The sequence below is a fragment of the Aureimonas sp. OT7 genome, assembly GCF_014844055.1.
Lineage (GTDB): Bacteria > Pseudomonadota > Alphaproteobacteria > Rhizobiales > Rhizobiaceae > Aureimonas > Aureimonas altamirensis_A.
Map to the genome: position 1 here is coordinate 674,600 of NZ_CP062167.1, position 25,560 is coordinate 700,159.

The 25,560-nt window shown below is 62.4% G+C and carries 25 protein-coding genes and 3 pseudogenes; 10 read left to right on the top strand and 18 right to left on the bottom strand.

Annotated elements, in window-relative coordinates; translation table 11 throughout:
• Positions 1–22: 22 nt before the first annotated feature.
• From IGS74_RS03190 to IGS74_RS03225, 8 genes are all read right to left on the bottom strand, one after another.
• Positions 23–943 (bottom strand): NAD(P)-dependent oxidoreductase, encoded by a 921-nt coding sequence (locus IGS74_RS03190; RefSeq protein ID WP_192389279.1) that lies wholly within the window; start codon positions 941–943, stop codon positions 23–25.
• Complete coding sequence (locus IGS74_RS03195) at positions 940–2,604, bottom strand: ABC transporter ATP-binding protein (protein WP_192389280.1); 1,665 nt, start codon at positions 2,602–2,604, stop codon at positions 940–942. Before IGS74_RS03195 ends, IGS74_RS03190 begins: the two co-directional genes overlap by 4 nt.
• Positions 2,601–3,488, bottom strand: coding sequence for an ABC transporter permease (locus tag IGS74_RS03200; RefSeq protein WP_192389282.1), 888 nt, complete (start codon positions 3,486–3,488; stop codon positions 2,601–2,603). Before IGS74_RS03200 ends, IGS74_RS03195 begins: the two co-directional genes overlap by 4 nt.
• A complete protein-coding gene (locus tag IGS74_RS03205; protein WP_206688208.1) occupies positions 3,485–4,531 on the bottom strand; it encodes an ABC transporter permease in 1,047 nt (348 codons plus the stop codon). Before IGS74_RS03205 ends, IGS74_RS03200 begins: the two co-directional genes overlap by 4 nt.
• Positions 4,532–4,625: 94 nt before the next feature.
• Positions 4,626–6,212, bottom strand: coding sequence for an ABC transporter substrate-binding protein (locus IGS74_RS03210; RefSeq protein ID WP_192389283.1), 1,587 nt, complete (start codon positions 6,210–6,212; stop codon positions 4,626–4,628).
• Positions 6,213–6,218: 6 nt separating this feature from the next.
• The gene (locus tag IGS74_RS03215; protein WP_192389284.1) at positions 6,219–6,755 is read right to left on the bottom strand and encodes an ureidoglycolate lyase; all 537 of its coding nucleotides are present in this window, start codon (positions 6,753–6,755) and stop codon (positions 6,219–6,221) included.
• Positions 6,748–7,665: an allantoinase PuuE gene (locus IGS74_RS03220; RefSeq protein ID WP_210316424.1), complete on the bottom strand. Its 918-nt coding sequence runs from the start codon at positions 7,663–7,665 to the stop codon at positions 6,748–6,750. The genes IGS74_RS03215 and IGS74_RS03220 overlap by 8 nt, the downstream gene beginning before the upstream one ends.
• A gap of 107 nt (positions 7,666–7,772) precedes the next feature.
• Entirely contained in the window at positions 7,773–8,474 is a 702-nt protein-coding gene (locus IGS74_RS03225; protein ID WP_192389285.1) for a GntR family transcriptional regulator, read from the bottom strand.
• A 193-nt stretch (positions 8,475–8,667) separates the two neighbouring features.
• Between IGS74_RS03225 and IGS74_RS03230 the strand changes: the two are divergent.
• Positions 8,668–9,385: pseudogene (locus IGS74_RS03230) on the top strand (IS3 family transposase); the annotation flags it as partial.
• Here the strand turns inward: IGS74_RS03230 and IGS74_RS03235 are convergent.
• A pseudogene (locus IGS74_RS03235) lies at positions 9,374–9,673 on the bottom strand (transposase); the annotation flags it as partial. The pseudogenes IGS74_RS03230 and IGS74_RS03235 sit on opposite strands and share 12 nt — an antisense overlap.
• A 106-nt stretch (positions 9,674–9,779) precedes the next feature.
• Here IGS74_RS03235 and IGS74_RS03240 point away from each other — a divergent pair.
• Complete coding sequence (locus IGS74_RS03240) at positions 9,780–10,262, top strand: hypothetical protein (protein WP_192389286.1); 483 nt, start codon at positions 9,780–9,782, stop codon at positions 10,260–10,262.
• Positions 10,263–10,759: 497 nt separating this feature from the next.
• Here the strand turns inward: IGS74_RS03240 and IGS74_RS03245 are convergent, their stop codons facing one another.
• The 8 genes from IGS74_RS03245 to IGS74_RS03280 all read right to left on the bottom strand — a co-directional run bounded on the left by IGS74_RS03245 (position 10,760) and on the right by IGS74_RS03280 (position 16,571).
• Positions 10,760–10,918 carry a hypothetical protein gene (locus IGS74_RS03245; protein ID WP_192389287.1) on the bottom strand — a complete coding sequence of 53 codons (159 nt, stop codon included), beginning with the start codon at positions 10,916–10,918 and terminating at the stop codon, positions 10,760–10,762.
• A 390-nt stretch (positions 10,919–11,308) separates the two neighbouring features.
• The gene (locus IGS74_RS03250) at positions 11,309–12,010 is read right to left on the bottom strand and encodes an aldolase/citrate lyase family protein (RefSeq protein ID WP_192389288.1); all 702 of its coding nucleotides are present in this window, start codon (positions 12,008–12,010) and stop codon (positions 11,309–11,311) included.
• A gap of 44 nt (positions 12,011–12,054) precedes the next feature.
• The gene (locus IGS74_RS03255; RefSeq protein WP_192389289.1) at positions 12,055–12,801 is read right to left on the bottom strand and encodes an amino acid ABC transporter ATP-binding protein; all 747 of its coding nucleotides are present in this window, start codon (positions 12,799–12,801) and stop codon (positions 12,055–12,057) included.
• Positions 12,785–13,579, bottom strand: coding sequence for an amino acid ABC transporter ATP-binding protein (locus IGS74_RS03260; RefSeq protein ID WP_192389290.1), 795 nt, complete (start codon positions 13,577–13,579; stop codon positions 12,785–12,787). The genes IGS74_RS03255 and IGS74_RS03260 overlap by 17 nt, the downstream gene beginning before the upstream one ends.
• Positions 13,576–14,271, bottom strand: coding sequence for an amino acid ABC transporter permease (locus tag IGS74_RS03265; RefSeq protein ID WP_192389292.1), 696 nt, complete (start codon positions 14,269–14,271; stop codon positions 13,576–13,578). The genes IGS74_RS03260 and IGS74_RS03265 overlap by 4 nt, the downstream gene beginning before the upstream one ends.
• Positions 14,271–14,969, bottom strand: coding sequence for an amino acid ABC transporter permease (locus tag IGS74_RS03270; protein WP_192389294.1), 699 nt, complete (start codon positions 14,967–14,969; stop codon positions 14,271–14,273). Before IGS74_RS03270 ends, IGS74_RS03265 begins: the two co-directional genes overlap by 1 nt.
• A 12-nt stretch (positions 14,970–14,981) precedes the next feature.
• Positions 14,982–15,806 (bottom strand): transporter substrate-binding domain-containing protein, encoded by an 825-nt coding sequence (locus IGS74_RS03275; protein ID WP_192389296.1) that lies wholly within the window; start codon positions 15,804–15,806, stop codon positions 14,982–14,984.
• Between the two features lie 66 nt (positions 15,807–15,872).
• Positions 15,873–16,571, bottom strand: a complete 699-nt coding sequence (locus IGS74_RS03280) for a GntR family transcriptional regulator (protein WP_192389298.1) — start codon at positions 16,569–16,571, stop codon at positions 15,873–15,875.
• 246 nt (positions 16,572–16,817) lie between these two features.
• On the opposite strand from IGS74_RS03280, the gene IGS74_RS03285 reads away from it, so the two are divergent.
• From IGS74_RS03285 to IGS74_RS03315, 7 genes are all read left to right on the top strand, one after another.
• Positions 16,818–17,855, top strand: coding sequence for an extracellular solute-binding protein (locus IGS74_RS03285; protein ID WP_192389306.1), 1,038 nt, complete (start codon positions 16,818–16,820; stop codon positions 17,853–17,855).
• 67 nt (positions 17,856–17,922) lie between these two features.
• On the top strand, positions 17,923–19,080 hold the full coding sequence (locus IGS74_RS03290; protein WP_206688209.1) for an ABC transporter ATP-binding protein: 1,158 nt from the start codon (positions 17,923–17,925) through the stop codon (positions 19,078–19,080).
• Entirely contained in the window at positions 19,077–20,768 is a 1,692-nt protein-coding gene (locus IGS74_RS03295) for an iron ABC transporter permease (protein WP_192389310.1), read from the top strand. The genes IGS74_RS03290 and IGS74_RS03295 overlap by 4 nt, the downstream gene beginning before the upstream one ends.
• Positions 20,769–20,800: 32 nt before the next feature.
• Complete coding sequence (locus IGS74_RS03300) at positions 20,801–21,466, top strand: 4-carboxy-4-hydroxy-2-oxoadipate aldolase/oxaloacetate decarboxylase (protein ID WP_192389311.1); 666 nt, start codon at positions 20,801–20,803, stop codon at positions 21,464–21,466.
• Positions 21,467–21,553: 87 nt separating this feature from the next.
• Entirely contained in the window at positions 21,554–22,507 is a 954-nt protein-coding gene (locus IGS74_RS03305) for a LysR family transcriptional regulator (RefSeq protein ID WP_192389313.1), read from the top strand.
• A 14-nt stretch (positions 22,508–22,521) separates the two neighbouring features.
• Positions 22,522–23,256, top strand: a complete 735-nt coding sequence (locus tag IGS74_RS03310) for an aldolase/citrate lyase family protein (RefSeq protein ID WP_192389315.1) — start codon at positions 22,522–22,524, stop codon at positions 23,254–23,256.
• Between the two features lie 85 nt (positions 23,257–23,341).
• The gene (locus IGS74_RS03315) at positions 23,342–23,662 is read left to right on the top strand and encodes a chorismate mutase (RefSeq protein WP_192389317.1); all 321 of its coding nucleotides are present in this window, start codon (positions 23,342–23,344) and stop codon (positions 23,660–23,662) included.
• Positions 23,663–24,114: 452 nt separating this feature from the next.
• Here the strand turns inward: IGS74_RS03315 and IGS74_RS03320 are convergent, their stop codons facing one another.
• Positions 24,115–24,375, bottom strand: coding sequence for a hypothetical protein (locus IGS74_RS03320; protein WP_192389319.1), 261 nt, complete (start codon positions 24,373–24,375; stop codon positions 24,115–24,117).
• A gap of 85 nt (positions 24,376–24,460) precedes the next feature.
• Between IGS74_RS03320 and IGS74_RS03325 the strand changes: the two are divergent.
• Positions 24,461–25,556, top strand: a pseudogene (locus IGS74_RS03325) (IS3 family transposase).
• The last annotated feature ends 4 nt before the right edge of the window (positions 25,557–25,560 follow it).

The window sequence follows — 25,560 nt, forward strand, 5'->3', positions numbered from 1 at the left end:
GCTGTTCTCCGTTGTCATGGTGTCAGCTACGCCCGAGCCAGTCCGCATAGGCGCTAATTCCGGCCTCCAGCGTCCGCGACGGAACGAAATCGAGGTCCTCGGCAATGGTGGTGATGTCGAAGCGATGCTGATAGTCGTCGAGCGGGTCGGGGCCGTCGGCCACCGTGATCCGGGCATGCTCAAGCATGCTTGAGACAAGAGCGGCGATCGCGTCGATCGTCAGGAAGCTGCCGCCGGTCGCGTTATAGACGCTGCGCGGGCAGGACGGTGCATCATGGGCTGCAAGCAGCGCGTCCACGGCATCGTCCACATGGATGAACTGCCTGGGAAAGCCGCCGCCATAGGGCAGGCGCGTCGAACGGCCTGCCTGTGCATCCTCGATCATCGTGCGGATGACGCAGTCGGTCGTGCGGCCGGGGCCATAGACCCAGGACAGCCGGACCGCCACGCCATCAAGCCCGTGCTGTCGGCGGTACCCTGCCAGCAGTTGCTCGCCGGCCACCTTCGTAGCGCCGTAGACGCTGGACGGTCGCAGCGGCGCATCCTCCGAAACGGTCGGAGAGCCCGGCTCCGGATCGGGCGTCGGGCCGTAGGCGCTGGTCGAGGAGCAGAAGACGAAGCGCCGCATGCCCCTGATGCGGGCCAGTTCCAGCATGTTCGCAGTTCCGACGACGTTTGCCTGTACGATGCCGTATGGGTTGTCGATCAGCACCATGGGGCCTGAAACAGCACCGCAGTGGACGATGGATGTCGCGTTGGCCTTCGCGGCGATGGCATGCAGGCGGTGTATGTCCGCGACATCGGCGATATCGACCGGCCGTTGCCCCGGCTTTCGCGACAGGTCTATGCCGACCGCCGCGCGCCCATCGTTCAGCAGCCGCGAAAGTAGGCGCTGGCCGATCAGGCCCGACGCGCCGGTGACGAGTATGGTTCCTTCGCTCACGATAGGGCTGCCTCGCCTGGTACTGCCACGCCATGAGCTGCAGCCTCCTGCTCGACGGCGAGCTCCGCCGAGAGCAGCTTTCGGGTATAGGGATCCTGCGGCCGGCGGAACACGTCGTCGATCGAGCCCGTCTCCACGATGCGTCCCCGGTTCATGACCGCGACATCGTGCGCGAGGGAGCGAACCGAATTGAGGTCGTGGGTGATGAAAAGCGCCGACAGGCCGATGCGCGACTGCAGGTCCCGGACGAGATCGATGATCTGCGCGCGGACGCGGATGTCGAGCGCCGTGGTGGGCTCGTCGAATATGACGAAGTCCGGCTCCGTTACTAAAGCGCGCGCCATACCGACGCGCTTCTGCTCGCCGGCGGTCAACTCGTGCGGGAACAGGTCCGCGTAGCGACTCGGCAGGTTCACCAGTTCCAGCACGCGGTGCACCCGTTTCACTCTTTCGGCAGAAGGGACGCGCTCCAGCATGCGGAGTGGCTCGTCGACGAGGTGCCGCACGCGCCAGCGCGGGTTCAGGGCCACGTAGGGCTCCTGAAACACCATCTGCACCCGCCTGCGCAGCTTGCGGAAGGAGGCCTCCGGCAGTTGCGTGACATCCTCGCCATCGAAGACGATCTGCCCTGACGTACTTTCCAGAAGCCGCACGAGGCACTGGCCGATCGTCGTCTTACCCGATCCGCTTTCCCCCACGAGGGCAAGTGTCTGGCCCCGGCCGATGTCGAAGGAGACATCGTCCACCGCCCGAACCGTTTCGCCGGGCCGGCTGCCTGGAAAGAGCTTCACCAGCTTGCGGACGGCGAGCAGGGGCGCCTGTTCGCTCCCGGTCCGCCGCATGGCCGGTACCGGACGTGCCTTGGCGGCCTCCATCAGCTCGCGGCTGTAGGTCGTTCTCGGACCTGCCAAGAAGCCGGTCGTATCGCCCATCTCCTCGATCCGGCCACGGCGCATGATCGCCACGCGGTCGCAATAATGCGCGATGATGCCGAGGTCGTGGGTGATGAGCACTACTGAAACGCCGAGCGTGCGGGCACGGTCGACCAGCATGTCCAGCACTTGGACCGAAACCGTTGCGTCGAGACCGAGCGTCGCATCGTCGGCAAGGATAATCTTGGGTTCGGTGATCAGCGCCATGGCGATGACGACCCGCTGCGCCATGCCGCCGGACAGCTCGTGCGGATAGGCCCGTGCCCGCTGCTCCGGATCAACGATCCCGACGCTCGCCAGCAATTCGACCGCGCGCCGCCAGGCTTCACGTACCGGCATGCGCCGATGGCTGCGCAGGACACGCACGACCTGCTTCCCGACCATTTCGACGGGGTCCAGCAAGGCTTTCGCATTGGTGCCGATCAGAGCGATGTCGCCTCCGCGCATGGCGCGGCGCTCGCGGTCCCCGAACTGGCTGATCGGCTTGCCTCGCAGGAAGACCTCGCCGCTGGTACGGCGAACGCCCGGAGGCAGGAGATCGATCATGGCGCGCGCCAGGATCGACTTGCCGGCACCCGTTTCCCCGACGACGCCGAGGATTTCGTTGGGCCGCAGCTCGAAGTCCAGGTCTTGCAGGATCGGCGTCTCGCCCCGGTCCGACATACCGGCGACGCAGAGCCCCTCGATCTTCAGGAGCGCCGGTTCCGTCCGTGCGGTTGCCGGGTTCATTGGACGTCTCCTACAGGCCGGTCTAGGGGGTGCGGCGCGGCATCGCTTCCGTTGCGGGTGGCCTTGGTGGGATCGAGCAGGTCGCGCACGACATCGCCCAGGAGAGCAAAGCACAGGACGGCGATGACGATGGCGAGGCCCGGAAACAGGGATACCCACCACACGCCGAGGATCATCTGCTGCGCCCCGGAGGAGACCATCAGGCCCCATTCGGGAACGGGCATGCGCACGCCGGCGCCGATGAAGGACAGGCCGGCCGTCAACAGGATCGCCATGCCGATCGAAATCGAGACCTGCACCATCGCCGGCATCAGGGCATTGGGCAGGAGATGCCGGAACATGATGTCGAGATCGGTGGCGCCGCTGCACCGTGCCGCGGCAACGAAGGGCCTTTCGCGCAGCGACAGGACCTCGGCCCGGATCAGGCGGGCGAAGATGGGGATGAACAGGATGGCCAGTACGATCGCGACATTCCAGATCTCCTGTCCCATGACGGACACGAGCGCCATGCCGAGCACGAAGATCGGGAAGGCCTGCACGAAGTCGAACAGGCGCATGGCAAGGTTCGAGGGAAGGCCCCGGTAATAGCCGATCAGCAGGCCGAGCGGGACGCCGACGACAAAGGCCAGGAGAACGGAAGAGACGCTGATCAGGAGGTTGATCCGCGTCGCGTAGATAATCCGCGACAGGATGTCCATGCCGTTGATGTCGGTGCCGAACCAATGCTCGGCAGACGGCGGCAGCAGCGAGGCGAGGGGGTCCGCCTGGACTGGATCGTACGGGCTGAGAGCCGGAGCGAAGATGATCGCCACGATCTGCAGGAGCAGGAGCGACAGGCCGACGATTGCCGCCGGTCGCCGGAGCGGAACGGGAACGATGTTCATACCTTGATCCTCGGATCGGCGAGTTCGTAGAGGATGTCGACGACGAGATAGACGAGCAGGATGAAGGCCGCAGCGACGAGGATGAAGCCCTGCAGGGCAGGGTAGTCGCTGCTCATGACCGCCTGCACGGCGTACTGGCCGAGCCCGCCCCAGGAGAAGATGGTCTCCACCAGGACGGCAGCGCCCAGAAGGAAGCCGACGAGGAAGCCGACGATGGTGATGATGGGTGGCAGACTGTTGCGCAGGGCCGCCCGCACGATCACCCGTTCGGGTACGCCGCAGGCGCGCGCATGCCGGACGAAGTCGCTGCGCCATACGCCGGCGAAGATGCTCTGCGTCATCTTCATCAGGGCCCCGGCATTGACCATTGCGATGGTGACGACCGGCAGTATCAGCCGGCCGGCTGCCGAGCGGAGGGCCTCCATGTCGCCGGCCAGGACGGCGTCGATCGTGTAGAAGCCGGTTACGTAGGGCGGCGGGCTCAGAAGTGCGTCGATGCGCCCGAAGGGCGGAGCGGCCCAGCCCAGCATGGTGAAGAACACATAGACGAGGATAAGGCCGATCCAGAAGTCGGGAATGGCCCCTGCCGCAAGTCCATAGACGCGCGACGCGATGTCGACCGGGCCGCCGGCCCGCACGACGGATATGATGGCGACGGTCACGCCAATGATGACGGTCAGGATCATCGCGTAGAAGATCAATTCGAGCGTTGCGGGCGCCCGTTCCATAAGGTCCACCGTCACCGGATTCGACGTGAAGATGGAAATGCCGAGATCGCCGTTGAGGACATTGCCGCAATAGGTGACGAACTGCGTCCAGATGCTGTCGTTCAGCCCGAGCCTGTCGCGCAACTGCGCCACCGCCTCGGGCGTCGCCATGTTGCCGAGCAGCAGCACGGCCGGATCGCCGGGCAGGAGCCGGATCAGGAAGAAAGTGACGAACAGGACACCGAACATCTGGGGTATCACCAGCGCCAGCCGCGCCAGGATGATCTGGAGGCTGCGCGGCAAGGACTGCCACCCTTTGCGGGCTGCGATTAACATGAGGATCTCCGCGGTCTGAGCGTCTGCGGGTTGCGAAGGAACCCGGCCGGGAACGGGCGTCCCGGCCAGGTTCGGTACTGGATCGGGATGCGGTCTACTTGCTGAAGTCGTACCAGCTGTTGCTGTTGGGCGTGTACCAGGTGAAGCCCTTGACCTTGCTGCTGACGGCAAGCTGGTAGCCCGGATTGAACAGGAAGACCCACGGCGCCTCGTCGACGACGATGTCCTGAACCTTCCTCATGTCGGCTTCGCGGGAGGTTTCGTCGGTCGAGGTGAGCGCGTTGTTGATCAAGCTATCGACTTCCGCGTTCTTGTACTTGGAGAAGTTGACCATCGACTGGCTGTTGATGAACAGGTTGGCGACGTATGCTGCATCGGGAACGATCGCCATGTCGCGGATGAAGAACATGGGCATGGTTCCCTTGGAGTATCGCTCCACGAGGCTCGAGGCCGGCAGCTTCACCAGTTCCAGCTCGACGCCGGCCCGCGCGAAGGCGGTCTTCAGGACGACGGCGATCTGCTCTTCCAGCGGCTCGCCGGTGCGATAGCCCAGCTCGGTCTTGAAGCCTTCCGGATAGCCCGCCTTTGCCAGAAGTTCCTTGGCCTTTTCGACATTGTCGTCATAGGCGAAGGCAGCCTCGCTGTAGGCAGGGTAGATCTCGGATACGGGGCTCTTGGTGGGGCGCGCCGTATTCATGTACACGCTCTGCTCGATCTCAGGCCGCGGCACCAGGTAGTTCAGCGCCTGGCGCACCTCGACCTTGTCGAAGGGCGGCGTAGAATTGTTCATCTCCAGCCGATGCGTATAGTTTCCGAACACCTTCCAGACCTTCACCGTCGGCAACTTCTCGACCAGCGAGATTTCGCGTGGCGTCAGCCACTCGGCCACGTCGATCGATCCGGCCTGCAGGGCGGCGACACGGTTGGACGACGTCGGCATTTCGCGGAAGATGATCTTCTTCAGCTTCGCCTCGCCCCGGTAGTAGTTGGGGTTGGATTCGTAGATCACCTCCTGCCCGGGAGAGAATTTGGCGATGTGATAGGGGGCGAAGGATGCAGAGTCGGTTGCCAGGAACCGCGCGGCCCAGGGATCCTCGGGCGTGATGTGCTTCTTGGCCTCGACCGCGTCGATGATCCCGAGATCGTTGTTGATCCAGAGCCGCGCCAGGAGAAGCGAGGGGTTGGGGATCGTTACCTTGACCGTGTAGTCGTCAACCTTCTGAAAGGAGTCAAAGCTCTCGATCTTCAGGATCTGCGTCATGTACCAGTGGAACGTCGCCTTCATGTTCCAGCCGCGCTCGAACGTCCACATGACGTCGTCCGCGGTCATCTCGTTGCCGGCGGCACTCTTCACGCCGCGGCGCAGATGGAAGGTGATCGACTTGTTGTCCGGCGACAGATCGTATGATTCGGCCAGCGCCCCCTCGATCTTGGAAAAATCCTCGACCTCAGCGCCGCTTTCGTCGGTCTTCATGCCGTAGACCAGCAGCCGCTCGAATATGTTGCGGCGTGCCTCGTGGCCCGCTTCTGTCGGAGGATATTCCTGGTCGAGCGACTCGGGCGTCCGGGGACCGGCGACGATAAGCGTCTCGGTGGCGGTTTGCGCCACGGCGCCAGAGGTTGCCGCCATAAAGCACAGCGCCAGGGCGGATAAAGTGGATGACCATGTGTTCATGCGCATCGACAGTCACTCCTTGATGGGATTGATGGGGAAAGTCTGCGCCGGTCCAGACGTGGGATGCGGTCCGTGTGCGCGCTGGGCAGCCTCCAGCCGCACGGCGATCGGAGGGATCTGAAAGAATTCGCAATCTGCCTCGGACCCATCCTTGAAGATGTGCATGGCGAAACGGCCATCGGCACCGAGCGTGGTCAATGGTGCGTGCCAGACATCGGGGCGGTACTGGATCACCGATCCGGGCGGAACGACGAAGGCGACGAGGCCGTCGAGGTGCGGCTTTCCGTCCGGCGCCGTGGGCGCCGTGGCGACGAGATACGCGTTGGCATCGAGGGGAAAGAAGGCCTGCGTCGAATGACGGTGGCGCTCGAGCAACTGCATGACATGACCACCCGCATGGGCCGGTTGGCAGGCCACGAGCTTCTCCAGGACGCCGTGGGCCTCGGGCCGCCCGTTCCATGGTGCCAGCGCACCCGTATCGTCGATGAGGACGTCTCCGAAGGGCGCGAAGGCGCGTGCGCTGATCGGGGATGCGACGATCTCATGCATCGCCGGAATTCTCGCGTTCCAGCCACGCCTTCGCGATGTCCTCGCGCGTTGCGAACCAGACATCGTCGTATTGCTCGGCAAAATCGAAGAATCGCTTCAGCGAGCGAATGCGTCCCGGCCGGCCGATCATGCGCGGATGCAGGCCGATCGACATCATGCGCGGGCCGTTCGCGGCCTCCGCGTAGAGCACCTCGAAGGTCTCTTTCATGTATTGGAAAAAGTCGTCGGCCTGCGCAAGCCCCGGTGAACTCCAGAAGCGGATATCGTTGACGTCGCAGGTGTAGGGCACGACAAGGCGGCGTTGGCCGGCGGCCTCCACAAAGTAGGGAACATCGTCGTTGTAGGCGTCCGAATCGTAGAGGAAGCCGCCTTCCTCGGCGATCAGCCTGCGGGTGCGGATACTGGGTCCATAGCGGCAATACCAGCCCACAGGCCGCCGTCCGCACGTCTTCTCGAAGGATCGGACCGCTAGCGCGATGTGCTCGCGCTCTTCCTCTTCGGTCAGCCGGAAAACCTCTTCCCAGCGGTAGCCGTGGCTGCAGATCTCGTGGCCATCGGCAACCGCAACCCGTGCCACGTCCGGGTTCTGCTCGAAGGCGACCGCGCAGGCGAAGAAAGTGGCGGGCACGCTAGATACCCGAAGCGCGTCGAGGATGCGCCAGATGCCGACGCGCGAGCCGTACTCGTACATCGACTCCATCGCCAGGTTCCGGATTTCCTTCGGAAAGGGGTAGCTCCCCCATTCCGTCATCGATTCCTGGTCGGGATCCCCCATGGCGAAGGAACGCTCGGAGCCTTCCTCGTAGTTCACGACGACATTGATCGCGAGCCGCGACCCGTTTGGCCACAGTCCGCCCGGACGAGCAGATCCATAGCCGACGAGATCCCTGAAAGGGGCGGATATCTGCATTTCGAAAACCTACCTCAACATTGCCAGCATGATTGCGTGCAATGTTGAGTAAGCAAAAGGTGTGCCAACCGCAGCGGCGGATCAGCTAGATTGCGAAGAGGTCGACTCTAGTCTCTCAGGAACTCGTAGATATCGGCCTCGAGGCGCCGGGTTTCGCTCAAGTCGAGGCTCGCGAGGATATGTTCGAAATGGTGCACCATTTCCTGAACCGCTTGTTGCGGTCGGTTCTCAGCAATATGATTCACGATGTGTTCATGCTCATGAGTTAGGCAGAGCACGCCACCTTTTCGTTCATATACAGACTGGATCAGCACCCCACGACGTATGAGCACTCCAAGCATCTTGTTGAAAACGGGATTGCCGGCGATAGATGCGATCAGGTGATGGAAGTTGCTGGCGATGCGATTGACGCCGGCATCGTGCTTGTCGAACGCTTCGCGCTCAAAGCGAAGATGCGCGCGCAGGCGATTGATGTCAGCAGAAGTGGCGCGTTCGCATGCCAGCTTAACGGTAACGAGCTCTAGTTCCCGACGTGCTTCGTATACGTGGCGCGCTTCCTGCACCGTGGGGCGGCTGATGAATGCGCCGCGGTTTAGTTCGAAAATCACGACATCTTCGTCCCGCAGACGCTCCAGAACACGCCTAACACGCGAGCGGGGCACATCGTAGGCTTCCGCAAGTTTGACTTCGTTGACATGTTCGCCCGCGCGCAGGTGCTTGTCGATGATGGCATCGATGAGCCGCTCATAGATCAGGTCCTCGGTCGGATGCTTGCCCCTGAGTTTCGGCTCCGTCTGCTCGTCAGCCATTCTTCATCCAATGCACCGGTCGACAGGTAGGGGTAACATCTCAAGAGACATAGAGGAGTGTATCGCGGATCGCTAGATTGTGCGCCGCTTTCAGGCCTATCGTGTGACGTCACCAACACGCAAGGATCAATTGATCCTGCCTCGTTTGAGTGGACACCCATGCTAGCTTTTCGGAGCTGGAGAGGAGTGTCTGATGAGTGCTCAACGCCGGGTGTTTCCGGAATCATTCAAGCGGGAGGCGGTTGACCGGGTCGCCAACAGTGGCCTGAGCGTCGGGTCGGTGGCCCTGGAGCTCGGGTTGCACGAGACGGTGCTGCGCCGATGAATGACGCAGTTCGGGGTGCAGGCGACGGGGACGTCGCGGCGACCCACAACGCAGGCGTCGTCCCCGTCGCCGGCGGATCTGGCCGCAGAGGTGGCCCGGATACGACGGGAGAATGGGCAGCTTTCGGATGGAGAGAGATATCCTAAAAAGAGCCGCGCTCATCTTCGGAGCGGCCTCCCGATGAAGTTCGGGTTCGTCGAAGGCATCGTCAGGTCTGGCCGGTTCGCGTGATGTGCACGGTCCTGGGGCTGTCGACCAGCGGATACTACGCCTGGCGCGGTCGCCCCGAGAGCGCGAGGTCTGTCGCCAATCGCGAACTGACCGAGGACATCCGCCTGATCCATGCCGAGAGCAGCGGCTGCTACGGCTCGCCCCGCGTCCACGCCACCCTGCGGCGGCATGGGCGTCGGGTCAGTCGATCCCGCGTGGAGCGGCTGATGCGCCGCGCCGGCCTGGGGGCTTGGCGGCCCTGCCGCGTCGCGCCCGAACGACGAACAGCCGCCACGGCTATCCGATCGCACCCAACACGCTCGCCTGCAACTTCGAGGCGGCGGCTCCCAATCAGGTCTGGCTCGCCGACCTGACGCTCGAGTTCGCGGATACGGTGCTCCATCTCGCGGACCTGCCGGTTGCTGGTCACGTCATCGTCACCGGCAACCGCAACGCTCCCGCCTTCCAGCATCAGTCGGCGCCAGCGGTACAGAAGGTTGGGCGCAACCCCGTTGCGCCGGGCAACAACCGAAATGCTGTCACGGCCATCGAGCGTCTCCTCGACAATCCTGAGCTTTTCAGCGGCACCCCGGTGACGACGACGACCGCCGTCGGTGATGATCTCTGACACGGACATAAGCCTATGCTCAGGGGATACCCCCAAGCCTCCTTCTTAGGCTCAAATCCGTCCGGTCAAAATGGGGGCCAGTTCAGTCACAATCATCGATCCGCATTACGATGTCCCGGTTGGAGGGCTCGATAGGATCAGCTTGCCAGCCCTGATGTCGTCCCTACGACGGCGCTTTCGCGAGGCCGACGATGTGCTTGGCGGCGATCCTGCTTACGGCTTCATCGAGGTGGCGCTAGAAGTAGACGTTGACGGCTATGTCGTCTGGTCGCCGCACTTCCACATCGTCATCGCCTCTTACGCACCAGCGGCGCAGATCCGGGAGGCACTAGAACCGCGTCGGCCGGTTCCGATCGCGCTGATGCGGGGCCGGCTGAAGCGCAAGCCGATCGTGGTCAAGCCCGTGGACAATCTAGCGAACGCACTAGCCTATTCCAGCAAGCGCATTCCAGAAGCCAACGTGGCGACGATCGATAGGGCGGGGAAGGGTGTGCGTGCACGCCGTCGGCTCACCGAAGCGGAACAGCTTGAATATGACCGGTGGCTTTGCGGGCAGCGACCGGCCGATCGCATCTTCAAGCGCGGCATGAAAGAAGTGCACGGAAAGCTCGTGCCGTTACGCTAATCTCGGTGAACATATCAAACTGACCTCTGGCAGGACTTGGTGCCTTGGCAGGGGTCGTCGGCGTCGCTGAGCCGGGGTTAGGCGGGGTACAGGGCTACTTCGTGACATCGGGCTGTCGGGGTGTTGGTATACACATACAGGTAATGCGTACCAGCAGTTATCTCCGTTGCATTCGCGCCGGTTGGCCGTTTCTCTGTGGGGGGCGGATTTGCGACGCAAATCAATTCCCAACCGTCTACTTGGCAAGTGATGATCGAAGCGTCGGTCGTCAGGTGGTGTCGGGCTAGGGGGCTGATCGTCCGGAAGTGCCAGCCTGCGACTGCCTACAAGTGGTTCAGACCATCGGGTCATGGAACAGGCCGACTACCCGGCGAATGCCGCTCATCAGAATCCGTAGGCTATCCACCTGACTGCCAGATGCTGCAAGCGGTATTGGTCCGCCGTAGTTCGCTTACCACACTTTGCTGTCTCGGCAGACGACGCCGGTACCCGGAGAATCAGGTGATCATGTCGAGGGAGGCGTCCCGGACGCAGACGGCCAAGTGCATTCGCTGGCTCAATCCAATTGTCGGGTCGTTGAACTCGTTCAACCGTTTCGAAAGGGTCGTTAGCTTACCGTCCGTCGGCGTTCCCGTCATCTCGAACCTGATCGTCATCCTGCATCCTCGGTTTGTTTGTCGAAGCGGTTTGCGCGCGACTGGATTCGGTCGGCGGCGGCCCTCACCGCCAATGCGTCGCAATCTCCCGCAAGCCTCTATCTGGCGCTGATCCAGCGCGAGCTTCTGAAACAGGGAGGCGATCTCTCCCCCGGCGTCCACATCCGCATGACACTCCAAGCGGCCGCCCGCCTGAACGGGCGAAGCGCATCGCGGACCGGGCCGGGATGCGCCAGGGAGCATTCCGGAAAAGCGGCCTGCCATGATCGGATACGTGTTCTAAGCAAAAGCCCCGGCAGGACCTGCCGGGGAGTATGAAAAGCGGCCGTCACCGCGGTAGAGGCCGGTTCTGGCGCGCCCCCGGCGAAGCCGGGAGCGGCCGACGCGATCCTAGCGCAACTGCGCCTGGAAGGCCGAGATGCCCTGCCGCAGTATTGGGTCGCTATGATAGTAGATGAAGCGTGCGCCCTTCTGCAGCCAGTGATTCAGGCGATCCGCCTTGGTGAGAGTACCCCCCACCTTGCCCGCCGCGCTGATCTTCCCAAGCGCGCGTTCCACCATTTCGTCGACATCGGCCGGCGGCTCCAGCCCATAGGGCGTGAAGGAGGTATACCCCATCGATTGTGCCAGATCGTTCGGGCCCACGAAAAACACATCCACGCCATCGACCTTTAGCATGGCGTCGAGTTCGTTCTCGACCGTGTCTGCGCTCTCGATCATGCAGATGACGAGGCGGTCCTCATGATCCCGGGGATAGGCGTAGCGCACGGTGTCGACGATCTGCCGCGCTTCCTCGGCGTTGGCCACCATCGGCACCATCAGACCATCGCCCCCGACATTGAGATAGCGGATCAGGGTAGAGCGCTGATGGGAGTCCGGACGAACGATGATCGCGCCTCCGGCGCCGCGCACGATCTGGCCTGCTACGCGCACATCCTCGTAGCTCCAGGCCCCGTGCTCACAATCGATGAAGATCGTGTCCGCTCCCAACTCGACGAGACGGCCTGCCAGGGTCGGCGAGGTTTGATGTGGATTGATCATCCCGATGGCTTCACCGGCAAGAAGTCTTTTCCGAAGTTTGGCGCCCTGCATTGTCTGTCCTTTTGAAATTCGCCTTCGCAGAATCGAGGCTCTGATCAGTGATTGATTTTCCCGAGAAAATTTCGGGTTCTTTCGCTGTCCGGATCGGTAAAGAACTTCTCCGGCGGGTTTATTTCCACTATTTTTCCTCCATCCATGAATACAACCCGATCCGCGACTTCTCGCGCAAAGTCCATTTCATGAGTTACAACGACCATCGTCATGCGCTCGCGCGCCAGCTCGATCATGACGTCGAGAACCTCGCGCACCATTTCCGGGTCGAGGGCAGAGGTCGGCTCGTCGAACAGCATGACCCGTGGCGACATGCAGAGCGCGCGGGCAATGGCGACACGCTGCTGCTGGCCACCGGAGAGCTGCCCGGGATACTTGTGCGCCTGTTCGGGGATACGGACCCGCTCAAGAAACGCCATGGCGCGTTCCTCCGCCGTGCGCCTGCTCACGCCACGGACCGTCCGCGGCGCGACGGTGCAGTTGTCGAGCACGCTCAGATGCGGAAAGAGGTTGAAATGCTGGAACACCATCCCGACGTCGCTTCTGACGCGGTCGATGCGCTTCATTCCCGGCACGACTTCCGTACCACCGACGACGATCCTGCCGCTCTGGTGCGGTTCAAGCTGATTGATCGTGCGGATCATGGTCGACTTGCCGGAGCCGGACGGACCACAGACCGCGATCCGTTCCCCTTCCGCGACCGTCAGATCGATGTCGAAGAGAACCTGTACGGCGCCATACCATTTGTTCACGCCCTGCAGGACGACTGCCGGCTCATCGCTGCGGATCATTCACGTCATTCTCCGTTGACGGGGAGGTCCGGGCGCGACCCAGATGCGACTGTACGAAGCGACGGGCGCTCGGATGCTGCGGAGCGTCGAAGAACGCGCCGGGCCGCGCCTTCTCGATGATCTGCCCGGCCTCCATCAGCCAGATCCAGTCCGCAACCTCCCGGGCAAAGTTCATCTCATGCGTGACGCAGATCATCGTCATGCCGTCGGCGCTCAGATCCTTGATGACCTTGAGCACTTCGCCGACCATCTCCGGATCCAGAGCCGATGTTGGCTCGTCGAAAAGCATGACCTTCGGCTCCATCGACAGGGCCCGGGCAATGGCGACGCGCTGCTGCTCCCCGCCGGAGAGATCGGCAGGCATGTAAGTCGCCCTGTGCCCCAGGCCCACACGCTCCAGGAGAGCGCGGGACTTGCGATAGGCGTCACTCTTCGGCACGCTCATCAGCCGGCGCAGCCCGATCGCGACGTTGTCAAGCGCACTGAGATGCGGAAACAGGTTGAAGGACTGAAAAACGAAACCGATGCCCCGCCGCAAGGCGTTGATGTCGGTCCTTCGCGCATGGACATCGACAGCACCAACCGTGATGCGCCCTTCGCGGATGGGCTCCAACGCGCTGATCGTGCGGATCAGGGTGGATTTTCCGGAGCCGGACAGACCACACAGAACGATGACCTCGCTTGTGTGCACCGCGCCGGACACGTTCTTCAGAACCTCCAGAGAGCCGAAGTTCTTGGAGACATTTTCGATACGGATGATGGGATCGACCGCGCTCATGGGTTCACCCGTGCTCTTCTGCGGTTGATGCGCCGTTCCAGAAAGGCCGCAAGCTGGGCCAGGCTTGAACACAGCACGAAGTACGTTGCCGCAAGGATCGTGAACACTTCGATCGAACGGGTGATCAGAAGCCCGTTGATGGCGCCGGCAACGTAGGTAATCTCGTTTACGGCAAGCACATACCCGAGGGACGTTTCCTTGATGATCGCGGTCAACTGGTTGAGAATGCCGGGTACCGCATTGAACAAGGCTTGCGGAAGGATGATGCGCAGCATCATCGACCAGTAGCGCATACCCAGTGCGTTGGCCGCCTCGCCCTGCCCGCGCGGCAGAGCCTCGATCGCCGCGCGGATCACTTCCGCGAGATAGGCCGTCTGGAAGACGACGATCGATATGACGAGCGACCAGAAGCCGCTGAGCGGAAAACCGAGCAGGACCGGCAGGAAAAAATACACCCAGAACAGCAGCATCAGCAGCGGCATGCCACGGATCACGTAGACGAATCCCGCAGCCGGCCAGTTGATCCAGCGCAAAGGGCTGATCCGCGCGAGCGCCATGAGAACGGCCAGCGGAAAGGTCAGGGCAAGGCTTAGCAACGCAATGACGATCGTCATTGCCAGGCCGCCAAGAGGCCCTTTCGGATAGTCTCCGATCAGGAAATAAAGCCAGTAATTCTGAATGATCTCAAGCATCACTTCGTCCGCAACTTGAATTTTTTGGCGGACCACGCACCCAGCGCCATCAGGGCGAAGGAGCCGATCAGGTACAGTACGGTCACGACCGCGAAGCTTTCGAAGACACGAAACGTCTGCGTTTCGATCTGCCGCGCCTGATAGGTCAGTTCGGCGACACCGATAGCTGCCGCCAGCGACGTGCCCTTGAACAGCAGCAATGTCTGATTGATGAGCGGCGGCAGGGCGACGCGCCAGGTCTGCGGCAGGATGACCCAGCGCATCGACTGCATGAAGGTAAAGCCCATCGAACGGGCCGCTTCCATCTGTGTGCGCGGAATGGCCCGGATGCCGCTTCTCATGTCTTCCGACATGTAGGCCGCCGAGTACAGGAACAACGCGATGACCGCGAAGATGAACTCGGGGTTGTTCCTGTTGATGAGCATGTTGACGTCGCGGGGCAGGAAGCTCGCTGCGCCGATGTACCAGACGAGGATCTGGACGAGCAGCGGTACATTCCGGTGATAGGCGACATAGGTCGAAGTCACCCAGGCAAGCGGCTTGATCCCGCTTGCACGAAGTGTCGTGAGGACCGTTGCAAGAAGAACCGCAATGATCCAGGCCGTCGCGAAAAGGGCAAGGGTGTATTTGACGCCAGTAATCAGAAATCCCAGATACGGCGCAGTGAACAGCGGCGCGAAATTCAGCTCATAGCCCATAGGAAATACCGCTCACTCGGCAATGTCACTTCCCACCACGAAGGTGCGCTTCAGGTCGAACGGGGAGTCTGTCCCGAGCCAGCGGTCGAACAGCTTCTGCGCCGCGCCGGCCTCTTCATATTCCGCCAGGAAGGCATTCAGCTCGGCGAGAAAGGCGGGGTTTCCCTTGCGAATGGCAAAACCGCTGCGTTGAACGGTGATCGGGGGATCGAGCATGACGGTATTGTCGTTCTCGCCCAGCCGAAGCTGCAACGCGCGCGCCTGTGTGGTCCGCTGCACCGTTGCATCCACCCGGCCCTGCGCAACGGCCATGAACGTCGTGGTCGCGTCATCGAAGGAGACGACCGTCGCGGTGGGATAGGCTTTCTGGACCAACGGCTCCAGGAATGACCCCTTGATGACGGAAACCCGCCGGCCCGCGATATCGTCCAGGGTCTCCAGCCCCGAATCCTCGATGGCGATCGCCTGAAAACTGTCGGCGACATAGGTGCCACTGAAGTCGACCTGCTCGGCACGCTCCGGACTGTAGCTGATCAGGGCAACGAGAACATCGAGCCGCCCCTGCAGCAGTTCGGGCATCCGCGCCTGCGAGGAAACCACCTTGATATCGGCCTCGACACCCAGATGGGCGGCCATGTCCCGGCACAGATCGACCTCGTAGCCGATAACTTCGCGCGTGGCGGCGTCGAGATAGCCGAACGGCTCAAGATTGTTCAGGACACCGCAGGTGACCTTGCCGCGCTCGCGAATGTCGTCGAGCATCTCGGCCTGTGACGCGACCGGCGCCACGACCGCCACGAAGCCGGCCACGGCGAGCGAAACTGAAATACTATTCATAAAACCTCCCGCACTCCCCACCGACGACGCTCCTCCAGCGCGCCGAGGGGATGCTTTTGCTTGTGATCAGAAGCGCAACGACACTTCCCCGTTTATAAGGCGCGCCTTGCCACTGATGATGTGGCCCTCGAACGCATCCGACGCCTTCTTCTCATCCCCCTCAAGAAGTCCATCCAGCACACGCTGATGCTCTTCCCAGGAGCTGGCGAAGGCAGAAGCCGAGTAAAAACTACGGCTCAAAAACAATTTCAGCTCGTCCTCGACCATGGAATTGTATGTTTCCAGCCTTTTATTACGAGCACCCTGAAAGACGATCTCGTGAAAGCGGCTATTGATCGTATTATAAAGCAGCGCGTCATCATGATTGACGGCCAATTGCAACTGGCGCTGCAAGTCCTGCATCTCGTCCAGTTGAGCGCGATTGATCCGCTTTGCGGCCAACCGCGCTGCCGTCCGCGCTAGCCCGGCCCGCAGGTCATAGAGCTCAAGCGCATCTTCCATCGAAAGCTTGCACAACTTGGCCCCACGATTGGGAACGATGCGAACGATTCCGACCTGCTCCAGCGCGCGAAGCGCCTCTCGCGCGATGTTCCGCCCCACATTCAGGCGCCTCGCAAGGCGCGCCTCCAGAAGACGCTCGCCCGGCACAAGCTCCCCCCTGTCGAGCATGGCGACAACCTCGCCGCGCACACGCTCGATCTGCTCGCCGACACTGTCCGCACCACGCGGACCATCCGACTGGTCAAACGGGGAATCTGCACGCATGAGGACCTCCAACGCACAAATCTGTATTCAGACCTCTGCAAAGTGTCAACACTTAAGCGAAACATGCTACATATCATGCAGGGATTTACGCCCCTTCACGCCGCGGCACAGGATATCGGCACTGCCACGCCGATCCCTGAGCGCCCTGAAGCTATAGAAGATTTCTATAGGTCTGGGAGTTTTCTGTATTTGTTCGGGCCATTTGCCCGCCGTAGAACATGCTTTGACATGCAGGGAGGAGCTGTCATGAAAATACTGTCCACCGCCTTTGCCGGCGTGACGATTGCTTTTGTTCCCATTTTTGGACTGACCCCGGGCGCGGTGGCTCAAACGACAATGGAAGACCTTGAGGCGGCCGCCACCGCCGAGGGGAAACTCATGATTTACACTTCAAATCATGATGCCGACATGCAGGCCCGGGTGGCGGCCTTCGAAGCGCGCTACCCTGGCATCCGCGTCGAATATGTTCGCCAGCCGTCGAGCCAGATCTTCACCCGCTTCATCAGCGAGCAGAACGCGGGAGTCACCCTTGCCGACCTGCTGGCGACAGGCTCCACATCGCTCTATCAGGAAGAGCCTGCCTTGTTCCGCGCGCTGACGGAAGCGGACCTGCCGGTTCTTGCCGACACCGATCTTCTGGTCGAAGCCGAGAACGACAACTACAAAGTGTTCGTCAACGACCTTCAGAAAGTCACCTACAGCACCAGCGCAGTGAGCCAAGAGGATCTGGCGGCCCATCTGGCCGAATGGGGGAATTTGTCGGACCCTTTCTGGAAGGGCAACATCGCCCTTGTCGACCCGCGCAATTCCAACAATCAGATGTCCTTCCTGCTCTACATGCAGGACATTTACGGGGACGAATGGTTCGAAGACTTCATGGCCAACGGGCCGGAGCTGGTCGGAACGGCCTCGTCCGCATCGCAGCAGGTAGCGGCCGGCGCCTTCAACGTGCTCGTTCCGACCATCCCGGCCCAATCGGCCGCGATCCGCGCGCAAGGGGCGCCCGTCGGACTCTACTCTCCCGCCGGGTTGAACCACGTGACCGCATCGGGCGCGGCCGTTCCGGTCGACGCCCCGAACCCGAATGCGGGGATGTTGTTCCTCAACTGGATGCTCACTGAAGAGGCTCAGGCAATCGGCTGCGCGACGGGCGGTCTTCCGAACATCGCCACTCAATCCGCCGAATGCCCCGATCACCTGCCCGAAGAATACAGCCTCGCCCGCGACGTGATCCCGGCCGAGGATGCCGCAGCAGTGCTGCGCCTGATCGGCCTTCAGCCTTAGTTCATCGTCCGCCGGGAGGTTCCCCCTCCCGGCGATCTGACAAAGGCAACCCGATCACGAGGTGAACATGAACACGTCCCCGTCCGCGCCCGCGCGCATCGAGATCGTCGATCTCGTCAAGACCTACCAGCGCGAAGGCGGAGCAAACCTCACTCCCGTCAACCGGATCAACCTGACCGTCGCGCCGGATGAACTCGTCGTCCTCCTCGGGCCGTCCGGCTGCGGAAAGACCACGCTCCTGCGCTGCGTGGCGGGCCTTGAGCGTCCCGACGCGGGTGAGATCATCATCAACGGCCGCACCGTCTTCTCGTCACGCAAGGGCATCTATGTGCCCGCCAACCGTCGCGAGATGTCCTTCGTCTTTCAAACCTATGCGCTCTGGCCGCACATGACGGTCGGGGAGAATGTCGCCTACCCGCTCCTGTCCCGGAACGTGCCGAAACAGCAGATCGCGGACAAGGTCTCCGCAGTCCTGGACATGGTCGGTGTCGGCGGGCTCGGGAAACAGTACCCGAACCAGATCAGCGGAGGTCAGCAGCAGCGTGTCGCGCTGGCGCGTGCGCTGGTGTCAGACAGTTCTGTCGTTCTGTTCGATGAGCCTTTGTCGAATGTCGACGCCCAGGTAAGGGCGCAGTTGCGATACGAATTGCAGGCCATGCAGAGACGGCTGGGCTTTTCGGGCCTATATGTCACGCATGACCAGTCCGAGGCCATGGAACTGAGCCATCGGGTCGCCGTTCTCGATGCCGGCGTCATGTCGGCGCTCGGCACGCCGGAGGAAATCTACGACACGCCGCCAAACGAGTATGTCGCGCGGTTCGTCGGCACGGCGAATGTGTGGAGCGGCACCGTTTCCCAGGCGGAGGAGCACACGATCGGCGTTGCCGTGAACGGGCAGGTCCTGAGCATCGACCGCTCCGTATCCGGCCGTCCCGGCACTCGACTGAACGATCCTGTATCGGTCGTCGCGCGGCCCGAGCACCTGACGTTGCGCCCCGGCCCCCCGGCAGATGGGGAAAGCAACGCCCTCGGCGGAACGCTGGAGGCGCGTCTCTTCTCGGGCGCCTATACGGAATACGTCGTTCGGCTCGGTGCCGACCGAAAGGCTGTCGTCTGGGCGCAGGACAGCTCCCGGCTTGGCGGTCTCTCCATCGGCGATCCGGTTCACCTGACCGCGCCGGCCACGCGCCTGCGCCTGATCGACGCCGCCGGGGCTGACCGATGACCGACCGTTTCGCTTTGCCGGAGCAGCCGCGCCCCAGCCTTTATCCGCTTCTGACGATGGCCTGCGCCACCGTCATCATCGCGCTGCTGGCATTCCCGCTCGGTCGCATGGTCTGGAACCTCGTGATTGGCGGCGATGGCGGCATCGCACAGGCCGCGCAGGTCTTTACGCAGCCCTGGTTCTGGCCCGTTCTGTTCAACACTCTCGTCATTGTCGGTCTCAGCACGCTGTTCGCGCTGATCATCGGCGCGACGCTCGCCTGGGTGAATGTGCGAACCGATGCCGGTATCGGCGTCGCCGGCACATTGGTGCCGATCATTCCGCTCCTGATCCCCAATGTCGCGATGGCCATCGGGTGGGTCTTCATTGCGGCGCCGCGCGTGGGCTTCCTGAACGGGGTCCTGTCCCTACTGCCGGAATGGATGTCGTTCCAGGTCAACATCTACACCTGGTCGGGGTTGATATTCGTTTATACGATCAACGCCGTTCCCTATGTCTATCTCATCGTGTCCGCCGCGTTGCGCAACCTCGACCCGGCGTTGGAAGAAGCCGCGCAGGTCAATGGCGCCGGTTTGTTCCGGACCCTGCGCACGGTGTCGATTCCGGCAATTCGTCCGGCCCTGATTTCCTCGGCCCTTCTCGTCACGATCACGAGCCTCGGCCTCTATTCGATCCCCGGTGTCATTGCCACGACAGCGCGTGTCGACGTGATGACGACGCGCATCGTCTTTCTGCTCAATCGCGACTTTCCCCCTCGCCTTGCCGAGGCTCAGGCTCTCGGCGTCGTCATGCTGCTCGTCGTCCTCGCCTTGTGGATATTCGAGATGCGCGCGCGCCGCTCGGGGCAGTTTGCAACGCTGGGCGGGCGCGCCTCCAGCAGTTCCAGGATAGAGATGGGCCTTTGGAAATGGCCGGCGCGCTGCCTGACCATTGCCTATCTTGCCGCAACATCGGCTCTCCCCGTCATCGCCCTGCTCGTCGTTTCGCTACAGACCTACTGGTCTCCCTCGATCGACGTCACAACCTTCAATCTGGCCAATTTCAACCAGGCCCTATTCCTCCATCGCCTGACCGGAACGGCGCTGACCAACAGTCTCTATCTGTCCGCCGTCGGTGCCCTCGTCGCCATGGGGATCGCGGTGATCGTCGCGATCTACGCCGTCAATCGATCCAGCGCGTTCAGCGCGTTCGTCGACGGTGCAGTGAAGTCGTCCGCCGCCATTCCGAACCTTATCCTGGCGGTGGGCTTTCTCGTCGCCTTCAGCGGCGCTCCCTTCTTCCTGTCGGGCACCACCACGATCCTGCTCCTGGCCTTCATCGTGATGTACATCGCCCCGGGCTCGATCGCAGCGACCGCCGCCATCAATCAGGTCGGCAAGGATCTCCGCGAAGCCTCTCTGACAAGCGGCGCCGACGATGGACGGACGGTCCGGAAGATTATCGTTCCGCTCGCCTTCCCCGGCTTCGTCGCCGGTACCGCCATCGTCTTCGTGCACATGATGGGCGATCTCTCCGCCGCCGCACTTCTGGCTGGCCCCAACAATCCCGTGGTCGGCTTCGCGATCATGTCGATTTGGGAAGCCGGAACCTTCGGCGTCCTGGCTGCCCTCTCTGTCTGCCTGTGCGTCGTCAACATGGGCACCGTGGCCCTCATGTTCGGCCTCGGCCACCTCATCCGCCGGCGCTGACCGTTCAATCCACACCAATTGGAGCTTCAACAATGACCATCATACGCCGCAGTTTCACCCGCCCGGACCCGGAGATCGTCGCCGCCGTCGGCAAATACTCGACCGCGACCATTCATGAGGCGCAGGGTCGCCTCGGCGCCGTGGACAGCGCCATCAAGCCGATCAAGCCGGACGTCCATGTGTTCGGAACCGCGATAACCGCCCAGTGTCACATCGGCGACAACCTGATGATCTTCGAGGCGATCAACTGCGCCCAACCCGGCGATATTCTCGTTCTCAGCGCCGGAAACAATCCCCAGCAGGGCGGGTTCGGTGACGTGCTGGCATCCGCCTGCATGGGGCGCGGGATCAAGGCGCTGATCATCGATGCGGGGGTCAGGGACGGACGCGGCCTGCGCAAATCCGGATTCCCTGTCTTCTGCCTCGGCCTCAGCATCAAGGGAACCTCCAAGGAAACACTGGGATCGGTCAATCAGCCCGTGGTGATCGGAGGCGAACTCATCTCCCCCGGCGATATCGTCGTGGCTGACGATGACGGCGTGGTCGTGGTGCGCAAGGACCCCGTCGAACTCGCCGCCGCGTGCCAGCGGCGCGAGGATGCGGAAGCCGCCATGATCGAGTCGCATATGCGGGGCGTCCTCACCTTCGACGAGCGATACGAGTCCATCCGGAACAAGGGAGCGACATACGTCGACTGACGCATCCCCGTTGATACGCTCCGGTTGATTTTGAGCTCCGGCACGGTTCCCTATGCGTGGGCCGACACTCACATTGCAGCGGGAGCCATGCTGGACCTCAGACGACTGAAATACTTTGCGGCGATTGCGCAGCATGGCTCGATGGCCGCGGCTGCCAGGGCGCTGAACGTAGCCCAACCGGCACTCAGCCATCACACGGCCGAGCTGGAGCGTACCATCGGCTTTCCCTTGTTCGAGCGGCTTCCGCGCGGCGTCAAGCTGACAGAGGGCGGACGCCTGCTTCTCGACCACGCGCTCATCATACTGGCGCAGGTCGCGGAGGCCGAGCAGGCGGTCCGGGCGCATCGCAAGCCAGCCAAGGCCCATGCCATGGTCAGGCTAGGCCTGCTCCCGTCCTGGTCCGCGATCTACGGCGATGAGATCCGGCGCGTGGTCGGCTCGCTCTACCCGGACCTGTCAGTGCTTATTTTCGATCTGCGGCATGACGAAGCCATACGCATGATCACAACGGAGGAGGTCGATCTGGCGGTGGTCCTGGAAGCGGGCGAGGACGCCGAACTGATGGAGGCGCTGGCGTGCGAGCAGATGTACGCCGTCAGTTCATCCGTACTGCCACCGACAATGAGTCTGGCCCAGCTCAGTGCCCATCATCTCGTGCTGACGACGCGGATGCATCCGGACCATCGTACGCTGCACGAGCACGCCCACAAGACCGGTGTCCCGTTGCGGATCATACTGGAGGTGGACGGGCAGAAGACCCTCGTGAAGGCCCTGGTACAGGGTCTCGGGGTGGGGGTTATGAGCAAGAACGGCGCGCGAGCGGAGATAGAAGCCGGGATTCTGCACGCATCGGCGGTCACCGAGCCTCGGCTCACCCGTTCGATCTTCCTGCAAAGATCGGCACGTACACGCCTGGAATTTGCCCGGGAGTTTCATCGCCTCATCAGGTCGGTCGCACGGAACGGCCCCGGCACGATAAGGCAAGCCAACACTGGAGAAACACGTTGCTCAGAAATCCAAACGCAATCCGGGAAAAGCTGAACGCCGGAAACTGCGTGACAGGCACCGCCATCTATTCCTATTCCCCCAACATGGTCGAAGCCGCCGCTTTCAGCGGAATAGACTTCGTGCGGATCGACAGCGAACATGCGTGGCGGCGCGATGAATCGATGGAGCACATGATCCGCGCGGCCCTTCTTGCGGGTGTCACACCGATTGTCAGGATCGATCGGGACGATGCTTACCTTCCGCGCAAGGCTTTTGAAATCGGCGCCGGCGGGATCGTCGTGCCCAACGTCTGCACGGCCGACGATGCCAGCCGGATCGTCGAGGATGCCCGCTTTCCCCCTCTGGGTCGACGCGGCCTCGGCAGCCTCTGCCTGTCCGGGGAATGGGGGAACCGCAAGACGCGCGAATGGGTGGAGTGGAGCAATGGGGAACCTTTGGTCGGCATCATGATCGAGCATGTCGACGCTCTTGAGAATCTCGACGCCATAATGGCCGTTCCGGGCATCGATTTCGTTCTCTTCGGTCCGGGAGATTTCGGTGTTTCGTTGCGGAGCTGGGACGCCGACTATATAGATTCGGAGACCCGGAAGGCTTTGGCGCAAACCGTTGCGTCCGCAAGGTCCAACGGCAAGCATGTGATGTTCGGCGTCGGCATGGACGATGCAGCCGTGGAACATCATGTGTCGAGCGGCATCGACATGCTCGAATTTTCGCATGATGTCGTCATCTTTCGCCAGGCGCTGGAAGCAAAGGTAAGACGGTTCGCTGAAGCCCGGCGCTGAAATCCCGGCGACGCCCACGGGGGCGGGCATGGCGCTCTTGCCTGTTCCCGCCGTCTCGGGAGCGGCCGAAAACAGAGGGGAACCGATGACCGACACCGCACCCGATGCCGCGTCCCTGCCAGAGGAACTGCTGGCCCTGCGCGCCAGTATCGACAACATCGACGCAGCCATCATCCATATGCTGGCGGAGCGGTTTCGCTGCACGCAACGGGTCGGCCTGTTGAAGGCGGAGCATCGCCTGCCGCCGGCGGACCCGGCGCGCGAAGGCCGCCAGGTTGCCCGCCTCCGGTCCCTCGCGGCGGCCGCCCAGCTGGACCCCGAGTTTGCGGAAAAGTTTCTGGCTTTCGTCGTGCATGAGGTGATCCACCATCACGAGAGGATCTCCCGCGAAGGCCGGCAGGCGTAGCGTTTCTGCACGCTGGTTTTAGACTATGCCTGGCAGCTGCAGCAGCCGCAAGATTTCCACGCTGTCGTCGATGTATGGCTCGATAGCCGCTGACGATTGGTCGATGCCAGTGGGCTTGCACCCATTGAAGGTCTTGTTCGTATCGCCGTTGGCAGGGATGCCACAGACATCTCTTTTATGACGGTGTTCGGAAGCGCCGTCCTGCAACCTGCAGATCGGCTCGACACCGAACACGCCACGGTGTCCGTCGATAAAGGAAATCATCGGTTCAGTGGGCGGTCGAGCTCTTGTTAGAAGCGCGCTTGTGAGTGCCTCATCATGGCATCAAACGGCTTGTTTCTAGATCGCGTCCGGTGAAACGCGTCAATAGCTAGAATCCTGCCGGTTCATACACTCAAGACTGTGGTGCTTTGGGGCAGGTGATAGCCGTATTGCGGATATTGCGGTGCTTTTCACGCTGGAAACGTCGCCGGTTTTGAAGATTTACGCCTGCGCAGCTTGGTGTACAGGTCGCGCGCACTTACGATAGCCGCGATAGCGCCGAACCCGGAGCCGACAAACTGTGCACGTACCCATAAGGTTCCAACCTCGATGCCAAAGATCCACTCGATGATCCCGGCCGGGATAAACAGATGTACCCCGAAAAGAACGCCGAGAAGGGCAGCAAAGGATGCAACGAGGATGGCTTTGACGAGCGCCCATCCGTGCGGCATCAGGTGTGGTCCCTGGTCGCTCCTGACGTGCCCCCTTCCTGATCCCTCGTTTTGAGTGAGAGTCCGTTTCATCAAGGAGACGGACGTGAAGAAAAGCAGGTTCAACGATGCGCAGATCATCGGTGTGCTGCGCGAGCAGGAGGCCGGGCGCCCGACGGCGGAGGTTTGCCGGCGTCACGGGATCAGCGAGCAGACCTTCTATCGGTGGAAGGCCAAGTACAGCGGAATGACGGTGTCGGACGCCACGAAGCTGAAGGCGCTGGAAGATGAGAACCGGCGGCTCAAGAAGCTGCTGGCGGAATCGATGCTGGACGTGTCGGCGCTGAAGGATCTTCTGGGAAAAAACTGATCGGGCCTGCAGCGCGTAGAGCGGCCGTGCTTCGTCTGATGGCGGGCGCGGCTTCTCCCAGAAGCGCGCCTGCGGGCTGGTTCAGATCGATCCTAAGACGGTGCGTCGCGAGCCTGAACAGGGCGACGTGGAGGTGCGCGAGCGCCTGCGCAGCCTGGCGGCCGAACGCCGCCGGTTCGGTTACCGGCGCCTGGGCATCCTGTTGGAACGGGAGGGCGTCAGCATGAACAAGAAGCGGCTGTTCCGGCTCTATCGGGAGGAAGGCCTGGCGGTGCGACGGCGGCGAGGCCGGAAGCGGGCCACCGGAACCCGTGCGCCCATGGCCCTGCCGGACGGACCCAATCAGCGCTGGTCGCTGGACTTCGTGGCCGACAGTCTGTCGTGGGGACGGCGCTTCCGTATCCTGTGCATCGTGGACGACTTCACGCGCAAGGCCCTGGCTCTGGTGGTCGACACCTCGATCGGCGGCCAGCGCATGGCGCGAGAGCTGGATCGGTTGATCGCCCGACGCGGACGCCCGGCCATGATCGTCAGCGACAACGGGACGGAGATGACCAGCCGGGCCATCCTCGAATGGACCAACCGCACCGGCGTGGCCTGGCATTACATCGCGCCGGGCAAGCCGCAGCAGAACGGCTTCGTCGAAAGCTTCAACGGCCGGCTCCGCGACGAGTGCCTGAACGAGGAGGTCTTCGCCACCCTGGCCGAGGCCCACGCCGTCATCGAACGCTGGCGCATCGACTACAACACTATCAGGCCGCACTCGGCTCACGGGGGACTGACCCCGGAGGCGGTGCGCCTGACCCCGCGGCCGTCCGGCTGCGCAACTTGACCAG

Coding starts and splice junctions, on each gene's coding strand:
- IGS74_RS03195 (WP_192389280.1), bottom strand. CDS start 2,604: ATGAACCCGGCAACCGCACGGACGGAACCGGCGCTCCTGAAGATCGAG.
- IGS74_RS03200 (WP_192389282.1), bottom strand. CDS start 3,488: ATGAACATCGTTCCCGTTCCGCTCCGGCGACCGGCGGCAATCGTCGGC.
- IGS74_RS03205 (WP_206688208.1), bottom strand. CDS start 4,531: ATGTTAATCGCAGCCCGCAAAGGGTGGCAGTCCTTGCCGCGCAGCCTC.
- IGS74_RS03210 (WP_192389283.1), bottom strand. CDS start 6,212: ATGCGCATGAACACATGGTCATCCACTTTATCCGCCCTGGCGCTGTGC.
- IGS74_RS03215 (WP_192389284.1), bottom strand. CDS start 6,755: ATGCATGAGATCGTCGCATCCCCGATCAGCGCACGCGCCTTCGCGCCC.
- IGS74_RS03220 (WP_210316424.1), bottom strand. CDS start 7,665: ATGCAGATATCCGCCCCTTTCAGGGATCTCGTCGGCTATGGATCTGCT.
- IGS74_RS03225 (WP_192389285.1), bottom strand. CDS start 8,474: ATGGCTGACGAGCAGACGGAGCCGAAACTCAGGGGCAAGCATCCGACC.
- IGS74_RS03245 (WP_192389287.1), bottom strand. CDS start 10,918: ATGACGATCAGGTTCGAGATGACGGGAACGCCGACGGACGGTAAGCTA.
- IGS74_RS03250 (WP_192389288.1), bottom strand. CDS start 12,010: ATGCAGGGCGCCAAACTTCGGAAAAGACTTCTTGCCGGTGAAGCCATC.
- IGS74_RS03255 (WP_192389289.1), bottom strand. CDS start 12,801: ATGATCCGCAGCGATGAGCCGGCAGTCGTCCTGCAGGGCGTGAACAAA.
- IGS74_RS03260 (WP_192389290.1), bottom strand. CDS start 13,579: ATGAGCGCGGTCGATCCCATCATCCGTATCGAAAATGTCTCCAAGAAC.
- IGS74_RS03265 (WP_192389292.1), bottom strand. CDS start 14,271: ATGCTTGAGATCATTCAGAATTACTGGCTTTATTTCCTGATCGGAGAC.
- IGS74_RS03270 (WP_192389294.1), bottom strand. CDS start 14,969: ATGGGCTATGAGCTGAATTTCGCGCCGCTGTTCACTGCGCCGTATCTG.
- IGS74_RS03275 (WP_192389296.1), bottom strand. CDS start 15,806: ATGAATAGTATTTCAGTTTCGCTCGCCGTGGCCGGCTTCGTGGCGGTC.
- IGS74_RS03280 (WP_192389298.1), bottom strand. CDS start 16,571: ATGCGTGCAGATTCCCCGTTTGACCAGTCGGATGGTCCGCGTGGTGCG.
- IGS74_RS03285 (WP_192389306.1), top strand. CDS start 16,818: ATGAAAATACTGTCCACCGCCTTTGCCGGCGTGACGATTGCTTTTGTT.
- IGS74_RS03290 (WP_206688209.1), top strand. CDS start 17,923: ATGAACACGTCCCCGTCCGCGCCCGCGCGCATCGAGATCGTCGATCTC.
- IGS74_RS03295 (WP_192389310.1), top strand. CDS start 19,077: ATGACCGACCGTTTCGCTTTGCCGGAGCAGCCGCGCCCCAGCCTTTAT.
- IGS74_RS03300 (WP_192389311.1), top strand. CDS start 20,801: ATGACCATCATACGCCGCAGTTTCACCCGCCCGGACCCGGAGATCGTC.
- IGS74_RS03305 (WP_192389313.1), top strand. CDS start 21,554: ATGCTGGACCTCAGACGACTGAAATACTTTGCGGCGATTGCGCAGCAT.
- IGS74_RS03315 (WP_192389317.1), top strand. CDS start 23,342: ATGACCGACACCGCACCCGATGCCGCGTCCCTGCCAGAGGAACTGCTG.
- IGS74_RS03320 (WP_192389319.1), bottom strand. CDS start 24,375: ATGCCGCACGGATGGGCGCTCGTCAAAGCCATCCTCGTTGCATCCTTT.